Genomic DNA, 25111 nt, shown 5'->3' with positions numbered 1-25111 from the left:
CTTAAGCAACATCATCAGGTCAGCGGCAAGGGTTAGATAGCTGTTCTTTATAAAACACTGTCAAGATTATGCCGTTATTGTTTTACTAATGTGTGGTTCAAAATAGGATATAACTATGTGTGGAGTCATTGGAGTTGCAGCTCATGAGCCAGTTAATCAGATTCTTTATGATGGCTTAACAATGCTACAGCATCGTGGGCAAGACGCGGCAGGTATCGTGACTTTGCAAGATGGTCGGCTTTATTTGCGTAAAGAAAACGGCATGGTACGTGACGTTTTTATGAATCGCCACATGATGAAGCTAGTTGGTAAGTTTGGTATCGGTCATGTGCGCTACCCGACGGCAGGCAGCTCAAGCAGTGCAGAAGCTCAGCCGTTTTATGTCAACTCACCCTATGGTATTACGCTGGCACATAATGGTAATTTAACCAATGCTGAAAGCTTGGCTAAAGCCTTGTACAAAGAAGACCGTCGTCATCTGAATACCGACTCAGATTCGGAAGTATTGTTAAATGTACTTGCGCATGAAATGCAGAATTTGGGCAAAACACACCCAACGGCTGATGATATTTTTGAAGCGGTAAAAGCGGTCTACAGCCGCTGCGAAGGCGCTTATGGTGTCGTTGCCTTGATTACTGGTCATGGCTTGCTTGCTTTTCGTGATCCAAACGGTATTCGTCCGCTCATCTTTGGTGAGCGTTTGGCAGCTAATGGCGGTACAGAATATATGGTTGCCTCAGAATCAGTTGCATTGACTGGCTCTGGTTTTACAATCATCCGCGATGTTAGACCTGGTGAAGCGATTTTTATTGATTTAGACCATCAGCTGCATACGTATCAGTGCGTTGAGCAGCAAGAGTATACGCCTTGTATTTTTGAATACGTCTATTTCGCTCGTCCAGATTCTATTATGGACAACATCTCAGTCTATAAATCGCGTCTGCGTATGGGTGAGAAGCTTGGTGATAAAATTCTTGCAGAATGGGGTGAGGATCACGACATCGATGTGGTCATTCCTATTCCGGATACTTCGCGTACCTCAGCGATGGAGCTGGCGCTTAAGATGAATATCAAGTACCGTGAAGGGTTTATGAAAAACCGTTATATCGGTCGTACCTTTATTATGCCAGGCCAGCAGCAACGCAAAAAATCAGTACGTCAAAAGCTTAGCGCTGTACCGTTAGAGTTTAAAGGTAAAAACGTTTTACTGGTCGATGATTCAATCGTTCGCGGCACCACTTGCCATGAAATCATCCAGATGGCGCGTGATGCAGGTGCACGTAAAGTATTCTTTGCCAGTGCAGCGCCACCCGTAAAATATCCAAACGTGTATGGCATCGATATGCCAGTGCGTAGCGAGCTTATTGCTTCAGGACATAGCGTTGAAGAAGTACGTAAAATCATTGGTGCTGACCGCTTGATTTTCCAAGACTTAGACGATTTGATCGAAGCAGTAAAAGACACCAAACACAGCAAAGTCGAAGGGTTTGACTGTGCGGTATTTAATGGTTGCTATATTACTGGGCAAATCAATGAAGCCTATCTTGAGCATCTGCAAGAGCAGCGCAGTGATACCGCTAAGACTGGCAAAAAAGGCGTACAAATAGTGGCTGATACACCCGTAGATATGATGGGTGTAGAAGAGCTTTAAGCCTCTAAATACTTAAATTTCTGTATATAAAAAGGCTGGATTCTTGATAGAATCCAGCCTTTTTTATTGCTTAAAATAAGAGATATTCTTTGAAAAACCGCTATTTATGGTAAGAGGTGATCTTGGGAATATATATAGCGCTTTATTGGTAGGATTACCACATTAAATCATCTGGAATTACATAGGCGGCATAAGGATCGTCATCCGCTAACGCATTGTCTGAGGTATCGTTAGACACCACCATAAAGCCTTCCAATTTTGTATCTATACGATCGGCTAAAGGGCGAGGAAGCAGGGCATAGCTTTCTTCCAAGCGTGCAATGACCACATGACCCGCTACGATTTGATCATATAATTTTTGCGTGATAGAGATTTTTTTGACTTTAGCATGATCAACAAATTGATAATTGACCTCACCTTGTGTATCGGTGATTTGATGCTGTCTAATCATTTGGACGATATTGGCCTTTAGCATTTTCTCTTCTAAAAGCTGCTGCTTTTCTTGATTCAGCTTCTGATCCTTCTCCAGCTTTTTCGCTTGGGCTGCTGCCAACGCTTTTTTAGCTTCCACATTGGATACATCTCCAGTACGTTTGGCATGCTCAGATTGCTTACTGATCTTTTTGGCTTTTTTGCTATCAACCAATCCCGCTTTTAACAATTGAGCTTGTAGGGCATTCTTGGCCATAATTTTATTACCTAGATGATAAAAATAAAAACTAAATAGTAGCAAATTTTTCGGCAGTGTGCCGTTAATTCATTGCAGACAGTAAAAGTGCGCATTGTTGTATAAAACACATAGTCGATACTAAATAAAATGGGTACACGACATTATGATGCGTGACTGGCACAAATTTTTCTTGCTTGCTGTGGCTACGCAGACAGAGGCTGCAAAAAATTTATACCAGTCACGCTGTCTCTTTTTATATTGACCTGACTATAAGTAGTTATTAGCGATTAAGTCAGTTGAGTAAATAGCCAAAGCAAACCATTAATCGCAGCAATGCCGACAACCATGCTGACCAATAATTGACGGCTCAAATGATAGACCAATAATACCAGAAGTAAAGCACCGATTTGTGCCATTAGTAAATGCAGCTCTGCACTTTGCAGGCCAGTGCGCACTGATAAATCTTGGTAAGAGAGGCTGGTCAAAACAAGCAGTACCATCACGGATAACGGCAAGCTTTCATTCAAGCGATGTAACCATGGCGTATCCAGCATATTTTTGGGTATCAAGGCGGGAAGGGCGCGAGTGATAAAAGTAACAGCAGCCATGGCAAAGGTAGCAAAAATTAAATAACTACTGGTCATGCCTTCCTCCTGTTACGCTGCGTTTGGTCCAAAACCCGCGTGCCAAAATCATCAGCATACAAATGCTAATCGCTACCAATAACAGCCAATTGCTAGTAAATAAGGAGGCAACGGCTAAAGCAATTACGGCAATACCGATAGGGAAATAGCGCTTGATGCTCTGAAATTGCTCATAAGCCAAAATGACAAATAGACATACTAAGGCAAAATCCAAATGTGGTATCAAGTCACTGAGCGTGCTACCTATCATCACACCAAGCGTGCTCGCTAGCACCCACCAGCTTTGATTAAACAAACTAATAGGTAGGATTAGGGCTTGTCTCGACTCATTGGGTAAACTGGTCATGACTGAAAAAGTCTCATCAGTCAGGGCAAATAAGCAGTATGTTTTGGCCAATTTTTGTTTCGGTAAATACTGTAGCAATGGCATGCCATAAAATACGTGACGCAAGTTAATAGCGGCAATATTTGTCGCAATATTACCAATCGGTAGACCGGCACTTAGCATGGGCAAACAGGCATATTGCGCCGCGCCCGCATACAAGACAATACTGAGCATAATTGTTGCCCACACAGGGATGCCAGCAACTTGCGCCAGCACACCAAAGGCGATGCCCGCAGGCAGATAGCCCATCGCGACTGGCAGGCTCTTCTTAAAGCCTTCTGTCCAATCATAGTGAGCCGCTTGTTGATGATTTAGTTCATTTGAATGAGTAGTCACATGACATCCTGATTTTTCTGACTGTATTTTTATAATTGATGGTCGGTCTTTATTTGATAAGACTAAGAAAGTCCTATTTTTTAGGTAAATAAACCTTTAGATCATCCATGCTAAACATTGGGCTGTAATTTTTCATAGCTACCGGTTTGATGTGCACGGTATAAAAATCCGCCAAGAATAATAAGTCTTAGCAGCAACAAACACCAGACGCTAAGCCAGATACCAGTCATATCCCACTGCTGATAGAGTAGCCAACTCAGTGGGAAAAAGACCACTGCCAATATAAGGGCGGCGTTACGAATGACATTACCCGCCGTTAAGCCAAAGAATATGCCGTCTAACCAATAAGCGCCAACGCCGACCAGCGGTAATAGCACTGCATAAAGATGGTAGTCATAGGCAAGGGCAAAGACTGGTTCAATATTGGTCATAAGCTGCAAATAAGTTGGCATGGCAAGCCACCATAGTGCACTTAGCATGATGGCAAGCCCATAGCTGACTACGCCAGTACGTTTGACGATAATACGAAACCGTGGCCAGTCACGTCTTCCAGCTGCTTGACCGCTCAAGGTCTCAGCGGATACTGCTACGCCATCAAGGGCGAAGGCTGAAATGCTCAATACTTGCAATAAAATAGCGTTGGCAGCCAAAATTACATCACCACTTTGCGCAGATAGACGAGTGATCCAAGCAAAGCTTAACGTTAAAATCAACGTGCGGATAAAGATATCTTTATTAAGAGAAAATAGCCTAAGCATTTTTTCTTTAGTGAAATGTTGACGGTCGGCAGTAAACAGCGCTGTCCAAGATATCTGCAGATGTTGGCGGCTCAACCATAAAGCCAGTAACACGCCAGACCAAAAGGCGATAGTAGTACCTAGTGCCACACCGACCAACCCCATTTGCAGTCCGTAGACAAAGAATAGAGTGAGAATAATATTAAGTAGGGCGATAAAGCCTTGTTGGTAGAGCATGTAACGTGTCTTACCTTGACCCGCAAACCAGCCGATAAATGCAAAATTCATTAGCTCAGCGATGACGCCCCAAAAACGTACGTCCAAATAAGTTTTGGCAGCAAGTCCACTGTTAGGGTTGGCAGATAAGGCTCTTAAGCCAAAATCAATCAACCATGGCTTTGCCAACAGTAATAGTGCGCCGATGATGAATGCTAATAATAAAGCACGTTGCAAAATAGACAGCAGTGGTGAAGCAAGCAGACTTGACTGCTTGGTCGTCGTGTTTTCAGCACTGTCAGCATGGCTGACTGATTGTCCCAATGCTTGAGCTGATAGCCCAGATGAAGCGTACTGTAAGAAGTTAAAACTGACGAGTAATAAAGACAATAACTGTATAGCCAACCCCATACCAGCAAGCTTAGCAGTGTCATTCATATTACCGACAATGGCGGTATCAATCACGCTTTGTAGCGGCATCGCCAAGTTAGCCAACAATACCGGTAATGCGATGGCGATAATACGCGTATAGCGAGTATCAATCGGTGGTATGGAGCGTGATGGCGTAACAGTTGGCATTGGTTGCTCGTTTATACTTAATGGCTATGGTTGTAGCAGTATATAAAGATAAAAGCACCCAACACTCATTAATTATGAGTCAGGTGCTTTTATTTGTAGCTCACTTCCGTACAGTGAAAAACGGATTATGAGCTTGTTTGAATACTCTTTTATTTAAAGGTTAACTTAACTAAGTTGCTTTAAATATTGTCTTGTTCAAACATTTTTGGGTCATTAAAAGTGACGATTTCTTCTTCAAATTCAGGCTTAACCTTGACCACGAAATCATCACGAGATAGCCCCATACGTAGTGGAATCGAGCTTGCGATATACGTTGACGAATAAGTACCCGCCAGCAAACCGATAAATAGTGCAACCGAGAACCAATAGAGACCGTCACCGCCCAAGAACAGCATGGCTAAAACAACCAGTAACACAGTTGAGATAGTCATGATGGTACGGCGTAACGTTTCTGTTAATGACAAATCAATCGTTTGACGCGGTGTAATACCACGGACGCGGCGGAAGTTTTCACGAATACGGTCATAGACAACGATCGTATCGTTCAAGGAATAACCGATCAAGGCTAAGATAGCCGCCAAAACAGTTAAGTCAAACGGAAAGCCAAATAGGGCAAAGACACCGATGGTCACGATAGCATCGTGGAAGAGTGACAGCACCGCACCTAGAGACAGCTTGAACTGGAAACGTAGCGCGACATAACCAAGCATACAGACCAAGGCTAAAACCAGTGACATAACAGAGTTTAAGTAGACTTCATTACCTACTTGGCTACCAATGATATTCACATTACTGATTTCAACCGTGTTATTAGGCAATGCTAACGCGGCACTAAGACTGGCATTGAGTCCGTCAATATTGTCAGACTGAGGTGGCAAACGTACCAGTAACTCTTGACGTGTGCCAAGATATTGTACGACAGCATCATCAAAGCCATTATCAGCCAAGGCTTTGACCACTTCTACTTGCTCAGCAGGCTGCTCATAACGTACATCTGCTGAAACACCACCGGTAAAGTCTAGACCTAGATTTAGACCATTAACGGCAATCGCGATAATACTACCAATCACCATGAGTAACGATAAAATAGCCATCGGCTTTTCTATCTTCATAAAGGGAATGATACGTTGATTACCAACGGCTTTGATACCGCCTTCAGCTTGTGCAGCAGCATCCTCAGCGGCATCACTCATCAATTGAGTCTGGTCGACAGGCGTACTTGTCTGTGTGGTCAATTCTTGAGCATTTTGACCGCCACGACGCGTTTTGCTTTTGTCTGATTTCGCCGTCGTAGGATTGTTGGTTTTAGTATTACTACCTTTACCATCACGACGCGGTTTGTTACGGCGGCGCGTACTGTTACTGTTTGAATCGCCATTTGAGCCATTTCGATCTGGATTATTTTGCTGTTCTAGAGGATTATTCTTATCGATCGCCATATGTTTCTCCTAACCGATGCTCAGACGTTTGATAGATTTACGTTTACCGTAAGCAATTTGTACCAGCGCACGCGTTACCAAAATCGCGGTAAATAGCGAGCTGACAATACCAATCGCTAAGGTGATCGCAAAGCCTTTAATCGGACCTGTACCAATCGCAAATAAGATAAAGGCGACCAATAAGGTAGTGATGTTGGCATCGAAGATACTACTAAAAGCGCGATCAAAACCCGCCACAATGGCAGATTTTGGCCGGACGCCATTTGCCAGCTCCTCACGTATCCGCTCAAAAATCAGCACGTTGGCATCGACCGCCATACCAATGGTTAAGACGATACCGGCAATACCGGGTAGGGTCAGTGATGAGCCTAAAATTGACATAATAGCGATGATGATAATGACGTTAATCGCTAGCGCCACGTTGGCAATGACCCCAAACAGACGATAGAAAATAATCATGAACGCAAAGACTAACAAGTAACCAACTTGCGTAGAGAAGAGACCTTTATCGATATTTTCTTGACCCAGTGAAGGACCAATGGTGCGTTCTTCTACAAAGTACATCGGTGCGGCTAATGCGCCTGAACGTAGGAGTAGTGCAAGTTCTGCTGCTTCTGCACTACTATCAAGACCAGTAATGCGGAAAGAGGAGCCTAGTACGGCTTGAATATTGGCACGATTGATGACTTTAGTTTCAGCATAAGGCGTACGTACTTCGACCGTTTCGCCAGTCGCTGGGTCTTCTTCGTAAGTGATTCTTTGCTTATTTTCAATGAATAAAACGGCCATTTGCTTGCCAACAGCAGTACGTGTGGCGTTTTGCATCAGCTTACCGCCAGCACTATCCAGCGTAATACTTACTTCAGGTGAACCGCTCTCATCAATACCCGTCTGTGCATTAGTGACTTTATCACCTGTGACGATAGATTGACGCTCTAGCAATACCGGTGGACCATCAAGCGTCTCAAACGGGAATGCTTCGGTACCAGCAGGAGGAATGCCACCCGTGTAGTTTTCACTGTCCTCAGCCACCATACGGAACTCAAGGTTTGCTGTGCGTCCAAGGACTCGTTTTGCTTCCGCGGTATCTTGTACACCAGGTAATTCAACGACGATACGACTCGCGCCTTGTGATTGTACCAAAGCTTCGGTGACGCCAAGTTCAGCAATACGATTGCGTAGGGTTGTTAAGTTTTGATTGACCGCATAGCTATTGATTTCGTCTAGCGTTGCATCGTTGTATACCAAAATCAGGGCAGGGCCTTGGTCATCAATAGAAGACTGTAGACTAAAAGTATTGCTCATCGAGCCTTGCAAGACATTTTGTGCACGATTACGGGTGTCTGTATCGGCGAAATGTAGCACGATGCCTTGGTTTTCAGTTTTGATGCCTTTGATCGCAATACGTTCAGCCCGTAGGTCACGGCGTACATCACGGCTGGCACTGGTCAGGCGTTGATCGAGAGCCTTATCCATGTCAACTTCTAGCACAAAACGCACACCACCACGTAAATCAAGACCGAGCTTCATCGGTCTAGCACCGATATCACGTAGCCATTGCGGGGTTGTCTGCGCTAAGTTGAGCGCGACCACATAGTCCTCGCCCAAGTTCTGACGCAGTACTTCCTGTGCTTTGAGCTGATCGACCGGGTTATCAAGACGTACCAGCGCGCTGTTGCCCTCAAAGGTGCCGTCATGATTGTTCAAACCAGCGTCTTCGAGTAAGCTTTGAGACTGGGTCAAGATACCATCAGACAGCTGCGTACCTGCTGCTGCACTAGTAATCTGTACCGCAGGTTCATCAGGATAGAGGTTAGGAGCAGCATACAGACCGGCAATGATTAGCACGACGGTAATAAGTAAGTATTTCCAAGCGGGATATTGCATAATCACTTCTTTAAGTTGATAAACTATTGGCGACGCAGGCCACAAGTTAGCAGATGGGAAGTTAGTGAGAGCAATGGTTGAGTGCTTATTTAGCAGCCGTCATGATGCACCATTGCGATCATCCGCGATGATAATAAAACGTAAAAAGGTAAAGCGAAAAGTGACCGTAAATCAGATACGGTCACTTTTATAGCGGTTGCTTTTATAGCTATGACAACTATTCATTAATTATTATCAAAGCCATTGACAATAATTAGACGCTTTCGATAGTGCCAGCTGGCAATACTGAAATAACAGAAGCACGCTGTACTTTGATATCTGTATTATTGTTTAAGCTAACGACTGCATAATCGCCTTCTAATGCTTTGATACGACCCATTAGTCCACCAGCAAAGATGATTTCACTACCGACTGTCAACGCATTGACCATAGCACGATGTTCTTTCGTGCGCTTAGATTGAGGACGGATCACTAAGAAGTAAAAAATTGCAAAAAAAGCAACAGGTAATAAGATTTGACCAAATAGTGATGCAGCACCGGCAGTTTCGGCAGCATGGGCCGCTTGGATAAATAACAACATAATCTCTCTCAGTGAGTCATAGATAATAATAAATTAAACGCATAGTAACAAAAAATCCTAGACTTGGTAACTGTTAATCATAGGCTGAGGATGTTTTTCTTAACGTACTGGCATACTAGCAGTCAATATTTATCCCTACAATCTCTTTGGTGTATAAAATAGGGTGTTGTGAAGTGGAGACTGACTTGGAATATCTAAGGGTTAAATTCATGCAAACTATGCCTCAACACCATCAGAATTATGCAACATAATAAGTATGGTCAAGACAATACTATTAAAAATATCCATTTTAAGCACCCAGTTACATTAAAACTATCCGCTTAAAAACAAATAGCGACTTATTGTGCATTCACATCATCAGTGCTACTATCAAAAGACAATGATTGCCTGTATTTAGTGCGCTCTACTATTAGGCTATAATTGTATCTAATAGAAGGTATGAGAGCAGCATTACTTGACCATTTAGCACGATCCAGTTTTTTATCATAGATGGTTTGCTGTCTGATGTAGTCTGCTAATTATCTTTTTCGATTCCTTTTTTCTCTTTTATGTTTAGGTTACCTAACTTGTCCACCACTTTTATGTTTATACCTCGTTTGTGTCGTCCACGCGCTTGTCGTAAAGACGTCTCTGCTGAACCTCCCCCGACGATGCGCTATTTACAGCGTCTTAGTCTTACTAAATCAGTCTCTAGGCTGTCGGCACTACTAGCAATGCTGATGTTCTTATTGCCTCATTCCGCTTTTGCAGCGGGGGGCGTAGTAACAGAAAGTCTAGTAGCAGAACCGACTGCTGCCAGTGTACTGCTGCTCATATTGTTTGTGCTGATCGCTATTGGTATCTCGTTTATTTGCTCTCTGGCTGAATCTGTTTTGCTGAGCATGACACCATCCTATATTGCGGATGTTCAAGAACGCAATCCAAAAAAAGCAAATATGCTAAGACGATTAAAGGTCGATAATATCGATCAGTCGTTGGCCGCTATTTTGACCTTGAATACAGTGGCTCATACGTTAGGTTCTATCGGAGCGGGTGCTCAGGCTACGATCGTGTTTGGTAGTGCTTGGTTTGGGCTATTTTCTGCCATTATGACGTTGGCTATTTTGTTTTTATCTGAAATTATCCCAAAGACACTTGGAACGGTATATTGGCGTCAGTTAAGTGGCATGGTCGCTTACTTTGTGCGCGGTATCATTTTACTGCTTTATCCGCTTATTTGGATTTCGGAGCGGCTAACGAAACTGCTGGTACGTGGCAAAGAACCACAAGCATTTAGCCGTCGTGAGTTTGCCGCGCTTGCTAGTATTGGTGAAGAGTCTGGGCAAATCGACCCACTAGAATCTCGAATTATTCGCAATTTACTCGCATTTGGTGCTATTAAAGTCGAAGATATCATGACGCCGCGTTCGGTGATGTTGGCGTTTGAAGAAAACAAAACCGTGGCTGAATTGCTGGTTGATCGTCCTAAACTGACTTTTTCACGATTGCCGATTTATGATGGTGACTTGGACAATATTACCGGCTTTGTCTTAAAAACAGATATGTTGTTGGCGAAAGTCAATCATGCTATGCATAAGCCGTTGACCCAATTTAAACGAGACATCACCTTTGTATTTTCAAAGATGAAGTTGTTTGATTTATTGGAGCTCATGCTAAAAAATCGTATTCATATCGCCATTACCGTGGGTGAGTACGGTGAAGTAAAAGGCTTGGTCACCTTAGAAGACGTGTTTGAAACGTTATTGGGTCTTGAGATTGTGGATGAGATAGACCGCGTTGAAGACATGCAGGCGTTAGCACGGCAAATGATGGACAGACGCGTAGAGCGTTTGGGCATGAAACTGAGCGATGATGAGCAGTATGAAGACAGTAATACAGAGAGTAAGTTATAGCGTTGTCATTGATGCGCCAGACATTGGGCTTCTGAGTCATGACAGTACAGTTGACGTATGGTCAGTGCTTTAGAGCAATAAGTGCTGTAGGGTAATAAAGGTGTAAGGCGTTCATAGTAAAATGATATTCGCAATAATTACACAGGGTGTCACATGGCTGTGAGAATTGAGTGATAGGCTAAAATCACTAACAAAGTATGCTGTTAAAAGTTTTAAGCAAACGCGTTAATAAAAGGTTAGCGTCCAGCGGGGCGTTATATTTATCATATCTTTTTATATTGAACTGACTATAGCCATCTATCATTAAATAGTAAACAGGTGCTAAACGTCAATTAATGCCAACGACAACAACGAAAACGGTATCGTTAAGGATTATCATGAAACGACTATGGGGAAAAGGGCTGTTGGCTCTACTGCTAAAAAGTGCTGGCGCAACAGCAGTGGTTGCTGTGGCAAGCACCGTAAGCATCACTGCGCAAGCCGCGACCATGACCGAAGATTTGGTACAAAGCTATGCAGCAGCCATGAAGTCATCAGCGAATAATAAAAGCATCAATCAAGTCGCCGGTCTTGTCTCTGACGATGCGCTGATTTCATTGTCAAGAAAAGGTAAGTCTACCAGCTTAGACAAAGATGCCTACTTGAAACTACTGCAAAACAGTTGGAATGACACGTCCAATTATCGTTACGATATTTCTGTAGATAACGTTGTCATCACTGGTAATCAGGCCAAAGCTAATGTTACGACCAATGAAAGCTGGGTAAAAGACGGTCGCAATGTGTCGTTTGTCACTACCTCGCGAGTGACTTTGACGTTGTCTACTGGCAATGCAGTTCTGCTACGCGCTGTATCACAAGTGGCTATTAATTAAGAATTTAGTACTTATAGTTAGTGCTTATAACCAGTAGTTATGGCTTAGCGTGCATGTTCAGCGCTGAGCTATAAAAAAGATGATAATTACTCAAAGTTATATTAGCTACTAGTTCGAACGTGCAATTTTTATGCATGTCGTCGTAACTTTTAGAGTATCGGCTGATTATTATCTTTTATATTAGGCTAGTCTTTGCTTAACATTGCATACTATACTAGCCATCAATATTACCTTATCAATTCTTGTCGTTAGGAAACTTCCAATACCATGTCTACTGTGCTCTCAAACTCTCGCTCATTTATTGCCTTACCATTGACGCTTGCGGTAACGACTTTACTTATCAGTGCTTGTAGTAATACGTCAGCGGTAAAAAATAAGGGCATGACCAACAGCTCAGCTGTGGTTACCAAACGTCCTACCAATCAAGTCGCTAACCCAAGCACTAATGCTGATTATTCAACGGCATTTTTGGATGCTGAAAGCTTAGATGAGCTTGCGGATTTGCTAGAAGCGACCGATATGACGATGGTTGAAGGCAATAAGCTTGCTATTCAACAATACGGGGACTTATGGAATCGCCTACGTGCGGGCTATCGCATGAATGGTGGTCAGCCTGTTTATAATCAGCGTATCGAAGGGCAGAAGGGTTGGTTTACCAGCAGACAGGACTATCTAAATCGCTTAACGGCGCGTGCCAGTCGCTATCTATACCATACCGTGCGAGAAGCTGAGCGTCGTAATATTCCCACTGAACTTGCGTTACTGCCCGTGATTGAGAGCTCCTATGATCCAAGTGGTACCAGTAGTGCTGCTGCCGCAGGTCTATGGCAGTTCATTCCGAGTACGGGTCGTATTTATGGTCTCAATCAAAGCAGTAGTTATGATGGCCGCCGTGATGTCATCGAATCAACGCGCGCTGCTTATGACTTTTTAACAGCTCTACACAATCAATTTGGTAGTTGGGAGCTGGCATTAGCCGCTTATAATGCTGGCCCTGGTCGTGTGCAAAAAGCAATCGATGCCAATGCGGCTCGCGGTTTACCAACTGACTATTGGTCACTCAGATTACCGACTGAGACCATGAACTATGTACCGCGCTTTTTGGCAGTGGCTGAAATTGTGGCAAAACCTGAGCAATATGGCGTTTATCTGCCCGCTATCGCCAACCGCCAGCATTTCCGTAGTGTGCCAGTGAACTATGGCGTTAGCTTAGCCGAAGTGTCACAAGTGACAGGCGTTAGTTATGATGAACTAGAAAGGCTGAATACCGCACTGACGTCAGCCCGTGTTGATTCTTCAGGCCCGCAGCGTATTATCATTCCGAATGATGTGAGTCTCAATACTGACGCAAAATTAAGCTCGTTAAGAGGCAACGGTAGTAGCAATGTCATCGCTACCAGCAACACGAATCCTAACGCACCAACGACACCAAGCTACAATAGCAAGCCCTATACCGGAACGTCATTGCCTTCTACAGGCAGTGCGCTTGCGGATTATGCGGCGAGTGCCAGTGTGCCTCAGCAAACGACCAGTTATATTTCACCATCAGTCACGCCGACGAGCAGCTCTGTCTATAGCAACAATGCTGTGCGTACTGAGCCGCCTTTGACTACGGCAGAAACTAACAAAATCAATGCAGAGCTCAAAAGCAGCAACAGTTTACCGACTACTTCTGCACAGATTACCCAAAACAACACTATCGTCCAAGAGCCGCCGCTAAGCAAAGAAGAGCGTGACTTTATTGCCAATCAAATTCGAAGCAATACCGCTGAGACCAACGTCATCAATGCGGATGGTAATATCAACCTTTCCGCAGTACAGACACAGCAGTCTATTTTAGAAGCACGCGGTGAAGAGAAAAAGCTGAGTTTTCCAAAGACATCAGTCAGTAAGCCAAAACCACAAGGCACACGTACCACTTATACCGTAAAACGTGGCGATACTTTATCAAATATCGCCAGTCGTGCTGATGTAAGCTGGCGCGATATCGCTGAATGGAACCAAATAGATGCCAGCGCTAAGCTATTGTCTGGCAGTACGTTATACTTGTATAGTGCCAAAACTATTGAGCCATTAAGCAGCAGTAGCGCCACCGTCGCAAGCCAGCCTGAGAGTTATGTGGTACAAGGTGGCGACACCCTAATTGGTACGGCCAACCGCTTTGGTTTGTCTGTGACACAGTTAGCAAGTTACAACAACCTAAGCAGCCGTGCTGACTTACTTAGAGGTCAAAAGCTGTGGTTGATACCAGGTAAGGTGACCGCTCCAGCAAGTACACCTGCTGCGCCATCGACTAAACCAAGTAAGTCGTCGACTGCGACCAAAAATTATAAAGTGAAAGCAGGTGATGGGCTAATTGCCTTAGCACGCCAATTTAACATCTCAACTGAAACCTTGGCGAGCCTTAATAACATTGGTACGACTGATTCATTGTATGTGGGTCAGACACTGAAAGTACCGGCCAGCGTTGAGTTTAATTCTACTAGTAATAGCACTAGTGCCAGTAGTTCGACTAGCCGCGCAAGCTCTTCAGTATCAACGACCAACTATAAAGTAAAATCAGGTGATACCTTGATTGGCATTGCGAACAGTGTGGGGGTCAGTGCGGCAGAGTTGGCTGCGGTCAATAGCAGTTTTGATGCTAAGGCACGTCTACAACGCGGTCAAACAATTAAAGTCCCAGCGTCTAAAGAGTTGGTTGATCGTCAGTTGAATGATAAGTCGGTCAGTTATAAAGTGAAATCAGGGGATACCTTAACGGGTGTCGCTCAACGTTACAATATCGGTTTGGGTGATTTGGCAGCAGCCAATAATTTAAAAACCAACTCCAATTTGATATTGGGTCGCACCATTACCATTCCTGCTAGCGGTAGCGCTCCTGCTACTAGCAGCAATCAAAGCAGCAGCAGTTCTGCCAGTACTACGGCTGGTACAGTAAGTAGTAATGGCAAAAAACTGGGCGACACTGAGAGCTATAAAGTGAAATCAGGTGATGGTTTAATCGCGCTGGCGCGTCAGTTTGGCGTTTCAGTCGAAGATTTGGCGGCGACCAATGATCTTGCGACCAATGCTCAGCTACAACGTGGACAAACCATCAAAGTGCCTAAAGTAACAGTCAGCTATACGGTTGGTTCAGGGGATAGCTTGATTGGTTTGGCTCGTAAATATGGCGTATCAACGCAAGAGCTGGCTGATATGAATAAAATAAAAGCCGACACGATGCTACAGCGCGGTCAGCGTTTGACCGTCCCCAACCGTTGATTTTAAAGAAGCTTTAACTAAAAAAGCTGCTCTATATAAGAGCAGCTTTTTTTTGTCTATTTTAGGATGGGACAATGAACTTAAATAGTTAAGGGATAAAACTATTGCTCAAGTTGTGCCATGACGTCAGCAGAGAAATTCACATTGCTATAAACTTCTTGTACGTCATCGATGTCTTCTAGCATATCAATCATTTTCATAACTTTTTCGGCATCATCCACATTGTCTATCTCAGCAGTGGTTGAGGGCGACATGGTCACTTCCGCATTGTCAGAGATGAGACCTGCAGCATTAAGTGCATCTTTGACTTGACCGAAAGTTTCCCATTCGGTGATGACCAGCAAGCTATCACCATCATTTTCGATATCAAGCGCACCAGCATCTAGGGCGACCAACATCACTTCGTCTTCTAAGCTTGTATCATTAAAAGTGATTTCACCGCGCTTAGTAAACAGATAGGCCACTGAGCCTGAGGTGCCAAGATTACCCTCATTTTTGGTAAACGCGTGGCGTACTTCGCTGACGGTACGGTTAAGGTTGTCAGTCATGGTTTCGACCAGCACCGCCACACCGCCAACGCCATAACCTTCGTAGCTGACTTCTTCCATGTTTTCGTTATCACCGCCGCCCGTACCGCGATCGACAGCACGGTTGATCGTGTCGCGGGTCATATTGACTGATAATGCTTTTTCAATAACGGCACGCAAGCGTGGGTTTTTGTCAGGGTCTGGGTCACCTTGCTTGGCAGCAGAAACAATTTCACGAATAATCTTGGTAAATACTTTACCTTTTACCGCATCTTGACGGGCTTTACGGTGTTTAATATTTGCCCATTTTGAATGGCCTGCCATATGACATCCTTAAATTTTTACGTGGTATTTATGGTGTGAATAAAAAGAGTATGAATGATGATTTTTGACACTTAACGAGCTATTTTAATTATATGATTGACCTGTTTTTCTAAGGTAATTGGCTTACTTACAAGTTAACAATTTGTATGTCGTTCGCAGTGCTTTTTTGCTACACTATTATTCTTTGTATTATGGCTACCTATATAACTGTCTATCAAACCTGATAATAGCTATTGGTACTCATAAGCTGTCGCGTATTATAAACCACTTTTGCGCATTTTGACCAATCTTAGCTTGTTCCTGCTAGCCTAAATCGTTCGGTTTTTTAAAACCATTGATCTTGTGACTCTATTGACTCTATGAAGCAACCAAATAACGAAGCTATTACTCACTTGCGTAACCGCATTCATATCATTGTCGAAGGCACAGATACCCGTATGGGTAAGCTTTTCGATGTCGTATTATTGATAGCGATTTTGACCAGTGTTGGTGTTGTGATGCTGGATAGTGTGTTATATATGCGTTTGCAATATGGTACGCTGTTTTTTTATGCGGAATGGTTTTTTACCATTTTATTTACCATTGAGTATGCTTTACGCTGGTTTTCAGCACCCAATCGTTTTCGTTATGCCTTTAGTTTTTTTGGGATAGTAGATTTATTGTCCGTTCTACCCAGTTATTTAAGTCTATTGTTCGTGGGCGTACAGTACTTATTGGTCATACGTATTTTACGTATTTTGCGTATCTTTCGCGTACTTAAGCTTAAAGCCTATATGCAACAAGCGGGCTTCTTGGCCTCGGCACTTAGAACCAGTCAGCAAAAAATCACCGTGTTTTTCTTATCACTGGTTTTATTGGTAACGATTTTTGGCTCGATTATTTATGTGGTAGAAGGTCCCGAAAACGGCTTTACCAGTATTCCGCTTTCTATCTATTGGGCGGTCGTTACCATGACCACGGTCGGTTATGGTGATATGTCACCTAAAACACCGCTAGGTCAAGCGATTGCGAGCATGGTCATGATTACAGGTTATTCGATCATTGCGGTACCAACGGGTATTTTTACCTCTGAGCTGGCTCGGAATATGCGCCCACAACTCAATCCAATCACCTGTCCGAATTGCGGAAAATTTGGCCATGCAGTCAGTGCCACTTTTTGTGATCGCTGCGGCCATGCATTGCATGTGTAATGCACACTCGTCTTTCTAATTAGGTCAACTAATTGGTTATATATTGAGCGACCAGCGGTGACAGATCGATCTCGACACCCAAATTGACCAAGTTCCAATATTGTCCTGATACGGTGCGATCCAGCATCATCGTCGTGGCTGAAGGTTGAAATTGCCCAAAGTATTTTAATGAGGTGCGCATTTGGCTGATTGCTTCGTGATGAACTTGGCTGCTGCCAAAATCAAAAGCCCCTTCTTGATAAGGTGCAATGGAGAGCGGCTTCATCCCGATAGCCAGCCACTTTTCATAGAATTCACCTGGCACATTTTTATCATCCTCACGGCGAATGTCAAGAGCGATTAAGTCTTGCTCAAGTGCGGTAACATCGCCTTTGACGGCATGTTGCGCGAAGCGGCGAAACAATTGAACCTCACTATGGCTATAGCTGCGAATGCCACCAAAGTCGTAAGCCACGACACTGCCGTCATGACGAAACGCAAAGTTACCAGGGTGGGGGTCACAGTGCATGCGATATAAGCCAAACAGTTGGCCGGCAGTAAAATGAAATAGACGCTCAGCGATTTTCTGTTTAATCTCATTATCCCACGTTGCGGCGACTGTCAACGTTTCACCCATCTCTTCCGTCAACGTCAAAATTCGCCTAGTAGAATGGCTATTGACGACTTTAGGGATAATAAGCCCTTCGTCCTCAGCATGAAAAGCACCAAAGACCTGTAGGTTGTGGGCTTCTTTGACGTAGTCCAATTCATCGTGCAAGCTTTGGCGAATCTCGTTAAAGAGTTGCTCTTGTAATTGCTTGCTCATGTTTAGAACGCCAGCGATTTTCAGTGCCATACGGACTTGCTTAAGATCGCTATCACAGTTTTCATCCACGTCGGGGTACTGTACTTTGACGACGACTTTTTGCCCAGAAGGTAAAATAGCCTTGTGCACTTGTCCAATGGAAGCGGCGGCAAATGGTGTTTCTTCAAACATGGTAAATAGCTGATCAACAGGGGCTTTGAGCTCACGTTCGATTTGTGCCCGTATTTGCGCATAAGGCATGGGCGGCGCATCTTTTTGTAACTTCTCCAAAGCGGTCGCCACTTCAGGGGGAAACACGTCTTTATATTGTGAGGCGATTTGTCCCACTTTCATCACCGCGCCTTTCATTTCACCAAGCGTTTCGGCTATCTGAATACCCACATCTTGCATCAAGTCTGAGCGTGCCTGCAGACGTTTTTCTTCGTCACTTGAGAGGTGCCTTAATGAGTTTTTAGCTGCTTTTCCAGCAATACTGGCTGTCATACCAGCCAGTTTCATAAAGCGTTTTCCGGACGATTTTGCCATTCATATCACCATGCAGGGGTTTATTTATCAAACCATAATTTTATTATTTTGAGTAAGCAATTGCTGTTTGACTCGTGTGCTAAAGATAAGGTTGTCTTGCACGAATGAGTTTTTTCTTTCTGTATGACTTTCTCAATATATTTGAGCAACTTTACTATAAATATCCACTATAAAGCATTAATCGGTCAGGTTTATCGCATACATATTAGTCAGCCAATAATCCAATGCCATCTGATAGCCCCTATGTCCTAAGCCACAAATGACGCCTGTTGCAATATCGCTTAAATAAGAATGCTGCCGAAAGGCTTCACGGGCGTGCACATTAGACAGATGCACCTCGATAAAAGGTTTTTGTGTGGCCAATAACGCATCTCTTAGGGCAACCGAGGTGTGAGTGAATGCAGCAGGATTGATAATGATGGCGTCTACTTGTGCCGCTCTATCTGCCAGCAATCCGTAATGCTGAATATCATCAACGAGCGTACCTTCGTGATTTGACTGTATGCAAATCAGCTTAACACCATAATTGGCAGCGCGGTCAATTAAGTGCTGCTCAATATCAGCCAGCGTCATATGACCATAAATATCCGGCTCACGCTTGCCCAGTAAATTGAGATTGACCCCATTAACCAATAATAATTTATGGGTCAGCATTATTTCTGCTGATTGACTAGCAGGTTCTAATGTCGCTGCTGACTGAGAAGAGGTCGTCATAATGCTCTCTATCGCTATTGGATGGTATGGATAATTGATAAGTTATTAATCAGTAGTAGGGTTCAAAAATCAAGAAATGACGCGCTAAAACCAATCTTATTTCATTATGATAACAGCTTGCTAGTAGGGTTATAAAAAAATTACATGAAAAATCAATCTAAGTTTTAAAAACCATACTAAAAGTCTTTATGTTGCTAAAAACCCGTGCTATGATATTTTTTAAGCAATCTATATTACGAATTTGTTACTAGTGCTCTAATATCATCAATGCGAGCTTATATATAAGCTGTCTAACGTAAGTTATAGTGAATATAAAAGCTATTTTGGTATTAGTAAAAGGTAATGGCGAAACACTGCAATCTACAGGGTTCAGCTAAGTATATATTCAGACGATAGTGTTTAACGTAGTAAGGTTTAATTCTGATTTCACAATCTTAGACCCCGTTTATATGCAATGTTGCAAAGGAATTTGGGGCTAAGCGACTTTTTTAGGAAGTAAATTATGTCAGCTCGTGAGCAAGGTATCGTAAAGTGGTTTAATGACTCAAAAGGCTTTGGTTTCATTCAACGTGATAGCGGAGAAGATATTTTTGTCCATTTTCGTGCGATCCAAGGTGATGGTTATCGCTCTCTAAAAGATGGCGAAAAAGTTGAATTCAGCGTTGTCGAAGGTGATAAAGGCCTTCAAGCTGAAGAAGTCAGAAAAACAGAAGAGTAGTCGAGACAGTCATTAGCGCAGTTTAGTTGCAATGTCTGGATAAACTACTGATATACTACTGAGTCAAGCCCGTCTTATCTTACCTATGTTGATTTTAATTCATCATTATGGGTGAGGTTAGGCATCGGGTTTGGCTTTTTTTATGCTTACCAATGCATGATTTTTATCGTTATTGGTAGCGATATACAGCGAGGCTAAGGCTTAGCATAAGCTTGTCACTGATTGAAAAATACAAGCAATTCATATAAAAGGATGATTTTTTGAGTAACTTCACAACGTTTACTGATTTACCACTCTCTGCACCGACCTTACGCGCGGTAAGTGATTTAGGTTTTACTGAATTGACCCCTATTCAAGCGCAGATATTACCGCACACCTTGGCAAATCAAGATGCTATCGGACAGGCACAAACGGGTACTGGTAAGACGGCAACGTTTTTGTTAACTATTATGGAAGCATTACTCAAGCGTCCTTTTACCAATGATGAAGAGCGCTATCTAGGTGAGCCACGTGCAGTGATCATGGCACCGACCCGTGAGCTTGCACAGCAGATATTTGACGATTGTATTGCTCTGACCAAATATACTTCGCTACACAGTGTTTGTATTATGGGTGGCACAAATTATGAAACCCAGCAGCACGAGCTTGACCGTCAATATGTTGATATTTTAGTGGCGACACCTGGTCGTCTGATTGATCTGGCCAATAAAGGCATGGTCTATTTGGATCGAGTAGAAGTGCTGGTACTAGATGAAGCAGATCGCATGCTGGATATGGGTTTTATTCCAGATATCAAGCGCTTGGTCGGTCGGATGCCTTCTAACACCGATCGCCAAAGTTTATTATTCTCTGCCACTTTCAACCAAGATGTGATGAACTTAGCGTATCGTTGGTTACATGAGCCGCAATTTGTCGAAATTGAGCCTGAGCATAAAACCAGTGAATTGGTCGATCAACACTTTTATCTATTAACAGAAGATCAAAAATTAGAAGCTTTGCAGCGTATTATCAGTGATGCCGCTGTCGATAAAGTCATTGTCTTTGCCAATCGCAAAGACCAAGTGAAGCGTCTCTATCACAAGTTGCGTCAAGGACATAAAATTGTGATGTTATCAGGCGATGTCATTCAGCAAAAACGCGAAAAATACTTGCAGCGTTTTAAAGATGGTCATGCTTCTATCTTGGTCGCCACCGATGTCGCAGGGCGTGGTATTCATGTGGATGATATTAGCCACGTGGTCAATTATACCTTGCCTGATCAGCCAGATGACTACGTACACCGCATTGGTCGTACGGGCCGTGCTGGACAGACTGGTATCAGTATTAGCTTCGTTAGCGAAGATGATGCTTTTAACTTGCCTGCGTTAGAGAAGCACTTAGATACCAAGTTTACGCTTGAGCAATGGCAGGAGTAATTGGTCTAACTTAGGATTTATCTTGATATAGTCAGTTCAATATAAAAAAGAGACAGCGTGACTGATATAAATTTTTTGTAGCCTCTGTCTGTGTAGACACAGCAAGTAAGAAAAATTTGTACCAGTCACGCATTTTATAATGTCGTGTATCTATTTTATTTAGTATCGACTATAGCTTTGTATGAATAAAAAAGCCCTTAACGTCATGATTGATGTTAAGGGCTTTTTTTGATTATGACTTTTGATTCTTTATTCAGCAGATTCTATCATCGCTTCATGATGATTTTGCATGTCTGCTTCGCTGGTCATACTGTCCATATCGTGCATGCTATGATTCATGGTGTCATCCATAGGGGGTGTCATGTCATGATTCATTTGGCTCATATCATGATGGGCATTGGTATCTGCATCAGTCGTCGTCGCAGAATGGCTGCCATGATTCATCGATCCATCCATGGGCATGTCCATCATTTGTGAATCATTCATTTGCATATGATCGCCATGCATATTGGACATATCATGCCCACCATGCATATTTGCCATGACTAAGGGCACGACAATGACGGCCATACCTGACACTACCATCAGTGCGCCATTCATCTGGCGTAGACGAAAGCGTCCAATCTTGTCGCGTAGCCAGCCAACGGTTTCGTGTGTCGCAACCAGCATTGGTACTGTGCCCAGACCAAAGACGAACATCAATGCTGCACCGCTTAATGGGTCATGGGCAACCACTGCAATCAGTAGAGCGCCGTAAACCAAACCGCAAGGCAAAAATCCCCACAACAGACCAGCGGCTAATGCTCGTGGAAAGGTGTTTAAAGGAAACACTTTTTGACGCAGTGGACTGAGATACTGCCAAAAACGCATACCATAGCGCTCAAGTTTGGTCAAAAATGGCGCGCCAAGCATGGTCACACCAACAAAAACCAGCACAAGACCTAATAAGATACGCGGCATATTATTGCCTCGCATCAATGGCTCTAATACTGTCGTACCAATCAGACCTGCGACTAAACCCAATAGCGCGTAGCTGCTAAGACGCCCTAAATGATAAGTGGCCACAAGAGCGCGGCGTTTGGCGGGGCTAACGTCTTTCATAGACAGACCAAAAGCCGTCACCAAACCGCCGCACATACCTAAACAATGCGGTGAACCAAAAAATCCCATTAGTAATGCCGCAACGAGTAAAGCTGTGGTCATGGGGTACTTCTCCTAAAAATGGCGAAAGGTGAGCCTACTTTTATAGTTGGTCACTGAGAAAAAAATGAACAGCAAGGCGTGCAAAGGCAAAATGTTTTTAAAGCTATGTTTTGGGTGTGCTATCAATATCAGCAGGCGCAATCGCCGTGATATCAGTATGAGCTGATTGGTCATTGACAGCATCATCCACTGGGATGGTACTGTCAATTTGCGTACTTGGTGCTGACGGCTCATGAGCTTGCATGGTTTGTCGACGTTCTTGACGATCATCTAATATAATGCGTTGTGAAGCATTGTCTAAGTCTTCAAATTGGTTTGATTTGACCGCATAACGCACTGCCCAGATGGCGACCACAAACAGCATTAAACTTAGTGGAATTAATAAAAATATACTGAGCATGGCAAACCTCTTGAATAGCAGTTTCTGACATTATAATACACTTGTCATCAGTGTAATGGATGACTTGTAGAGGTAAAAGTGATGTAGCGAATCCTTGGAAAATATAAGTCACGGAAACCAACCATGGCATGAACCAATTATTGACGTTATTGCACAGGCGTTTTTGCGGCATTACCTCTGGGTGTCAATAGCTGTTCGGACGTCACGTCATTCGCATGGCGACAGTCTATCTGCGGACGTATCACATCTCGCAAGTAGGCCGCGATTTCGTAAACGGCACGCCGTGAGTGACTCAGGTTTTGTGCTGGTTTCATCCAATCACGCCTGACGGGTAATGGTGCCTCGATGGGAGTGCTATTGATACCATTTAGAGAAAATTGTCTGCGGGCACGTGCCATATGGTAGCCATCAGTAATGAGATAAACATGATGTAGCGGAATGCGCTTAGCCGTAAAGCGGGCATTTTCGCACGTATTCATACTGGCGTTTTCGCTTATCAGACCATCAATGCCATGCTCGATGAGCCATTGACCGAGCCAAGGTGCTTCGGCACCACTGAGAACAATAGGCAAGGGTAAATCATGATAAGCAGTGGCAGCGGTACGAGCACGATTGAGACTGTAATTATTGAGGATAATTTGGTTGTCGTGATCGTTGGTTAGACCACCACCCAAAACCACATAAGCGGTAGGTGGAGAACTCTTTGCGACCGATGGCATGCTGGGCAATGGCAAAAGCATAAATACATAAACGACCGCTTGCGAAAATAGCGGAGTGAATAGGCTAATGAGCACTAAAATGACAGAGGTTGAGCCGAGCAAAAAGGTGACGTTAATGATGCGAAACAGCTTCACCATACGTTCGGCTGATCGCAAATAGTATCGCCATAATCGCTTAGATAATAGCCGCTTAGACCACATGCTCATCATACCCAATGGAGCCGTCTGCATTTATCCAAACAGGCTCACGCGATAACTGAATGGCAAATTTTTCATATACGGTAGCAGCGATATAGCGCTGAGCTGTCGCCACATCATCTTGGGTTGCTCGATAAGGGGTGTGATTGGTCAGCACCAGTGCTTGCTGCTGATGGGTGACAATAGGGGCGATACCGCCACCTTTTAAACCAGCCTGTTCAATCAACCAACCAGCAGCAACCTTTACCATTGCCTCGGGCATAGGGTAGCCAACGATAGCAGGATAAGTCTGTTGTAGGGCAGTAAACTGTGCTTGAGGAATAATAGGATTCTGAAAAAAACTGCCACAATTAGGCAGCTGCTTAGGATCAGGGAGTTTTTGCTGACGAATATCGATGATCGCTTGCATGACGTCGGCGGGAGTGGGTTGCTCACGATGTTGCTGTTCAGCATAGCGCTGCGCCACTGTGTACACATCGCCATAATTAGCTAGAATTCTGCTGGTATCGGTATGCAATCTAAAGCCAACGCGGCTGATCAACCATGTATTAGGCGTGCGCTTAAAAATACTATCGCGATAGCCAAACTGGCAGTCTGTCAGCGATAGACGATGCCACGTTTGAGTTGGCAAATGATAAGCACGGACGTATTGTAAACAGTCCTCTAGTTGGACACCGTAAGCGCCGATGTTTTGTACTGGTGCTGCACCCGTTAGACCAGGTATCAGTGCCAGATTTTCTAATCCATACCAGCCTTGCTCAACAGTATGAACCACTAAATCATGCCAGTTCTCACCCGCCATCACCTCAATATCAACATAATCGTCAGTTTGAGTAGTCAGATGAATACCACGCATCTGTGGCTGTAATACCGTCGCCGTTAACTGCGCGGGCAATAACACGTTGCTACCGCCAGATAAGACGAATAACGATGGCTTATGCCCAGAATTATTGACATAGCTTGTCATAAAAACGTCTAGCTGCGCCTCGTCTGTCAAGGTCACGACAGCGTCAGCGACACAGGCCAACGCCATAGTATTACCATGCGACAAATCGACCGCCTGAGCACTGAATAAGTCAATCGGTAACTCAGTTGATACAGGGTGTTGGTCGCGGGATTCAAGATGCACAGCTGAGGTCATAACATAGCCTATGGGGCAAATAAACAAAAAATGATGCGGTGTTTATTATAAAGGATACAGTCTATAAAAGTAGCATAAATATG

The 25111-nt window shown here is 43.7% G+C and carries 21 protein-coding genes; 7 read left to right on the top strand and 14 right to left on the bottom strand.

Going from position 1 to position 25111, the window contains the following annotated elements:
• The first annotated feature begins 115 nt into the window (after positions 1-115).
• Positions 116-1651 (top strand): amidophosphoribosyltransferase, encoded by a 1536-nt coding sequence (gene purF, locus IOD06_RS01190; RefSeq protein WP_194618648.1) that lies wholly within the window; start codon positions 116-118, stop codon positions 1649-1651.
• Between the two features lie 154 nt (positions 1652-1805).
• Here purF and IOD06_RS01185 read toward each other — a convergent pair whose 3' ends face one another.
• From IOD06_RS01185 to yajC, 7 genes are all read right to left on the bottom strand, one after another.
• Positions 1806-2339 carry a DUF2058 domain-containing protein gene (locus IOD06_RS01185; RefSeq protein ID WP_189581649.1) on the bottom strand — a complete coding sequence of 178 codons (534 nt, stop codon included), beginning with the start codon at positions 2337-2339 and terminating at the stop codon, positions 1806-1808.
• A gap of 269 nt (positions 2340-2608) precedes the next feature.
• Entirely contained in the window at positions 2609-2965 is a 357-nt protein-coding gene (locus tag IOD06_RS01180; RefSeq protein WP_194618646.1) for an AzlD domain-containing protein, read from the bottom strand.
• Positions 2955-3686, bottom strand: a complete 732-nt coding sequence (locus IOD06_RS01175) for an AzlC family ABC transporter permease (RefSeq protein ID WP_194618644.1) — start codon at positions 3684-3686, stop codon at positions 2955-2957. The genes IOD06_RS01180 and IOD06_RS01175 overlap by 11 nt, the downstream gene beginning before the upstream one ends.
• 110 nt (positions 3687-3796) lie before the next feature.
• On the bottom strand, positions 3797-5218 hold the full coding sequence (locus IOD06_RS01170) for an MATE family efflux transporter (RefSeq protein ID WP_194618642.1): 1422 nt from the start codon (positions 5216-5218) through the stop codon (positions 3797-3799).
• Between the two features lie 179 nt (positions 5219-5397).
• Complete coding sequence (gene secF / locus IOD06_RS01165) at positions 5398-6657, bottom strand: protein translocase subunit SecF (RefSeq protein WP_010198347.1); 1260 nt, start codon at positions 6655-6657, stop codon at positions 5398-5400.
• A gap of 9 nt (positions 6658-6666) precedes the next feature.
• Positions 6667-8544: a protein translocase subunit SecD gene (gene secD, locus IOD06_RS01160; protein WP_010198348.1), complete on the bottom strand. Its 1878-nt coding sequence runs from the start codon at positions 8542-8544 to the stop codon at positions 6667-6669.
• 253 nt (positions 8545-8797) lie between these two features.
• Complete coding sequence (gene yajC / locus IOD06_RS01155; protein WP_189581667.1) at positions 8798-9124, bottom strand: preprotein translocase subunit YajC; 327 nt, start codon at positions 9122-9124, stop codon at positions 8798-8800.
• 581 nt (positions 9125-9705) lie between these two features.
• Here yajC and IOD06_RS01150 point away from each other — a divergent pair.
• The 3 genes from IOD06_RS01150 (at position 9706) to IOD06_RS01140 (ending at position 15149) form a co-directional block, all read left to right on the top strand.
• A complete protein-coding gene (locus IOD06_RS01150; RefSeq protein WP_194619584.1) occupies positions 9706-11016 on the top strand; it encodes a CNNM domain-containing protein in 1311 nt (436 codons plus the stop codon).
• A 377-nt stretch (positions 11017-11393) separates the two neighbouring features.
• On the top strand, positions 11394-11888 hold the full coding sequence (locus IOD06_RS01145; protein ID WP_189581670.1) for a hypothetical protein: 495 nt from the start codon (positions 11394-11396) through the stop codon (positions 11886-11888).
• A gap of 267 nt (positions 11889-12155) precedes the next feature.
• Positions 12156-15149 carry a LysM peptidoglycan-binding domain-containing protein gene (locus IOD06_RS01140; RefSeq protein ID WP_194618641.1) on the top strand — a complete coding sequence of 998 codons (2994 nt, stop codon included), beginning with the start codon at positions 12156-12158 and terminating at the stop codon, positions 15147-15149.
• Positions 15150-15250: 101 nt separating this feature from the next.
• On the opposite strand, the gene IOD06_RS01135 is transcribed toward IOD06_RS01140, so the two are convergent.
• A complete protein-coding gene (locus tag IOD06_RS01135; RefSeq protein ID WP_194618640.1) occupies positions 15251-16000 on the bottom strand; it encodes a YebC/PmpR family DNA-binding transcriptional regulator in 750 nt (249 codons plus the stop codon).
• A gap of 359 nt (positions 16001-16359) precedes the next feature.
• On the opposite strand from IOD06_RS01135, the gene IOD06_RS01130 reads away from it, so the two are divergent.
• Entirely contained in the window at positions 16360-17190 is an 831-nt protein-coding gene (locus IOD06_RS01130) for an ion transporter (RefSeq protein WP_010198359.1), read from the top strand.
• 28 nt (positions 17191-17218) lie between these two features.
• On the opposite strand, the gene IOD06_RS01125 is transcribed toward IOD06_RS01130, so the two are convergent.
• Both IOD06_RS01125 and aroQ read right to left on the bottom strand, forming a co-directional pair.
• Positions 17219-18520 (bottom strand): AarF/ABC1/UbiB kinase family protein, encoded by a 1302-nt coding sequence (locus IOD06_RS01125; RefSeq protein ID WP_194618639.1) that lies wholly within the window; start codon positions 18518-18520, stop codon positions 17219-17221.
• 177 nt (positions 18521-18697) lie between these two features.
• Complete coding sequence (aroQ, locus tag IOD06_RS01120; protein ID WP_194618638.1) at positions 18698-19234, bottom strand: type II 3-dehydroquinate dehydratase; 537 nt, start codon at positions 19232-19234, stop codon at positions 18698-18700.
• 502 nt (positions 19235-19736) lie between these two features.
• Between aroQ and IOD06_RS01115 the strand changes: the two genes are divergently transcribed.
• Together IOD06_RS01115 and IOD06_RS01110 are read left to right on the top strand one after the other, a co-directional pair.
• Positions 19737-19952, top strand: coding sequence for a cold-shock protein (locus IOD06_RS01115; RefSeq protein WP_010198374.1), 216 nt, complete (start codon positions 19737-19739; stop codon positions 19950-19952).
• 260 nt (positions 19953-20212) lie between these two features.
• Positions 20213-21367, top strand: coding sequence for a DEAD/DEAH box helicase (locus IOD06_RS01110; RefSeq protein ID WP_194618637.1), 1155 nt, complete (start codon positions 20213-20215; stop codon positions 21365-21367).
• Between the two features lie 249 nt (positions 21368-21616).
• On the opposite strand, the gene IOD06_RS01105 is transcribed toward IOD06_RS01110, so the two are convergent.
• The 4 genes from IOD06_RS01105 to murB form a co-directional block, all read right to left on the bottom strand.
• Entirely contained in the window at positions 21617-22570 is a 954-nt protein-coding gene (locus IOD06_RS01105; protein ID WP_189581691.1) for a sulfite exporter TauE/SafE family protein, read from the bottom strand.
• A gap of 103 nt (positions 22571-22673) precedes the next feature.
• Positions 22674-22970, bottom strand: a complete 297-nt coding sequence (gene ccoS / locus IOD06_RS01100) for a cbb3-type cytochrome oxidase assembly protein CcoS (RefSeq protein WP_189581694.1) — start codon at positions 22968-22970, stop codon at positions 22674-22676.
• A gap of 146 nt (positions 22971-23116) precedes the next feature.
• Positions 23117-23845 carry a YdcF family protein gene (locus IOD06_RS01095; RefSeq protein ID WP_227669832.1) on the bottom strand — a complete coding sequence of 243 codons (729 nt, stop codon included), beginning with the start codon at positions 23843-23845 and terminating at the stop codon, positions 23117-23119.
• Between the two features lie 34 nt (positions 23846-23879).
• Positions 23880-25028, bottom strand: coding sequence for a UDP-N-acetylmuramate dehydrogenase (gene murB / locus IOD06_RS01090; RefSeq protein ID WP_227669831.1), 1149 nt, complete (start codon positions 25026-25028; stop codon positions 23880-23882).
• Positions 25029-25111 lie beyond the last annotated feature (83 nt).

This window comes from Psychrobacter sp. N25K4-3-2, assembly GCF_015351755.1.
In the GTDB taxonomy this organism is placed as follows: Bacteria; Pseudomonadota; Gammaproteobacteria; order Pseudomonadales; family Moraxellaceae; genus Psychrobacter; species Psychrobacter glaciei.
The sequence above is the reverse complement of the archived record's forward strand: the minus strand, read 5'-3'. Positions and strand labels throughout refer to the sequence as shown.

Coding starts and splice junctions, on each gene's coding strand:
- purF (WP_194618648.1), top strand. CDS start 116: ATGTGTGGAGTCATTGGAGTTGCAGCTCATGAGCCAGTTAATCAGATT.
- IOD06_RS01185 (WP_189581649.1), bottom strand. CDS start 2,339: ATGGCCAAGAATGCCCTACAAGCTCAATTGTTAAAAGCGGGATTGGTT.
- IOD06_RS01180 (WP_194618646.1), bottom strand. CDS start 2,965: ATGACCAGTAGTTATTTAATTTTTGCTACCTTTGCCATGGCTGCTGTT.
- IOD06_RS01170 (WP_194618642.1), bottom strand. CDS start 5,218: ATGCCAACTGTTACGCCATCACGCTCCATACCACCGATTGATACTCGC.
- secF (WP_010198347.1), bottom strand. CDS start 6,657: ATGGCGATCGATAAGAATAATCCTCTAGAACAGCAAAATAATCCAGAT.
- secD (WP_010198348.1), bottom strand. CDS start 8,544: ATGCAATATCCCGCTTGGAAATACTTACTTATTACCGTCGTGCTAATC.
- yajC (WP_189581667.1), bottom strand. CDS start 9,124: ATGTTGTTATTTATCCAAGCGGCCCATGCTGCCGAAACTGCCGGTGCT.
- IOD06_RS01150 (WP_194619584.1), top strand. CDS start 9,706: ATGTTTATACCTCGTTTGTGTCGTCCACGCGCTTGTCGTAAAGACGTC.
- IOD06_RS01145 (WP_189581670.1), top strand. CDS start 11,394: ATGAAACGACTATGGGGAAAAGGGCTGTTGGCTCTACTGCTAAAAAGT.
- IOD06_RS01140 (WP_194618641.1), top strand. CDS start 12,156: ATGTCTACTGTGCTCTCAAACTCTCGCTCATTTATTGCCTTACCATTG.
- IOD06_RS01135 (WP_194618640.1), bottom strand. CDS start 16,000: ATGGCAGGCCATTCAAAATGGGCAAATATTAAACACCGTAAAGCCCGT.
- IOD06_RS01130 (WP_010198359.1), top strand. CDS start 16,360: ATGAAGCAACCAAATAACGAAGCTATTACTCACTTGCGTAACCGCATT.
- IOD06_RS01125 (WP_194618639.1), bottom strand. CDS start 18,520: ATGGCAAAATCGTCCGGAAAACGCTTTATGAAACTGGCTGGTATGACA.
- aroQ (WP_194618638.1), bottom strand. CDS start 19,234: ATGACGACCTCTTCTCAGTCAGCAGCGACATTAGAACCTGCTAGTCAA.
- IOD06_RS01115 (WP_010198374.1), top strand. CDS start 19,737: ATGTCAGCTCGTGAGCAAGGTATCGTAAAGTGGTTTAATGACTCAAAA.
- IOD06_RS01105 (WP_189581691.1), bottom strand. CDS start 22,570: ATGACCACAGCTTTACTCGTTGCGGCATTACTAATGGGATTTTTTGGT.
- ccoS (WP_189581694.1), bottom strand. CDS start 22,970: ATGCTCAGTATATTTTTATTAATTCCACTAAGTTTAATGCTGTTTGTG.
- murB (WP_227669831.1), bottom strand. CDS start 25,028: ATGACCTCAGCTGTGCATCTTGAATCCCGCGACCAACACCCTGTATCA.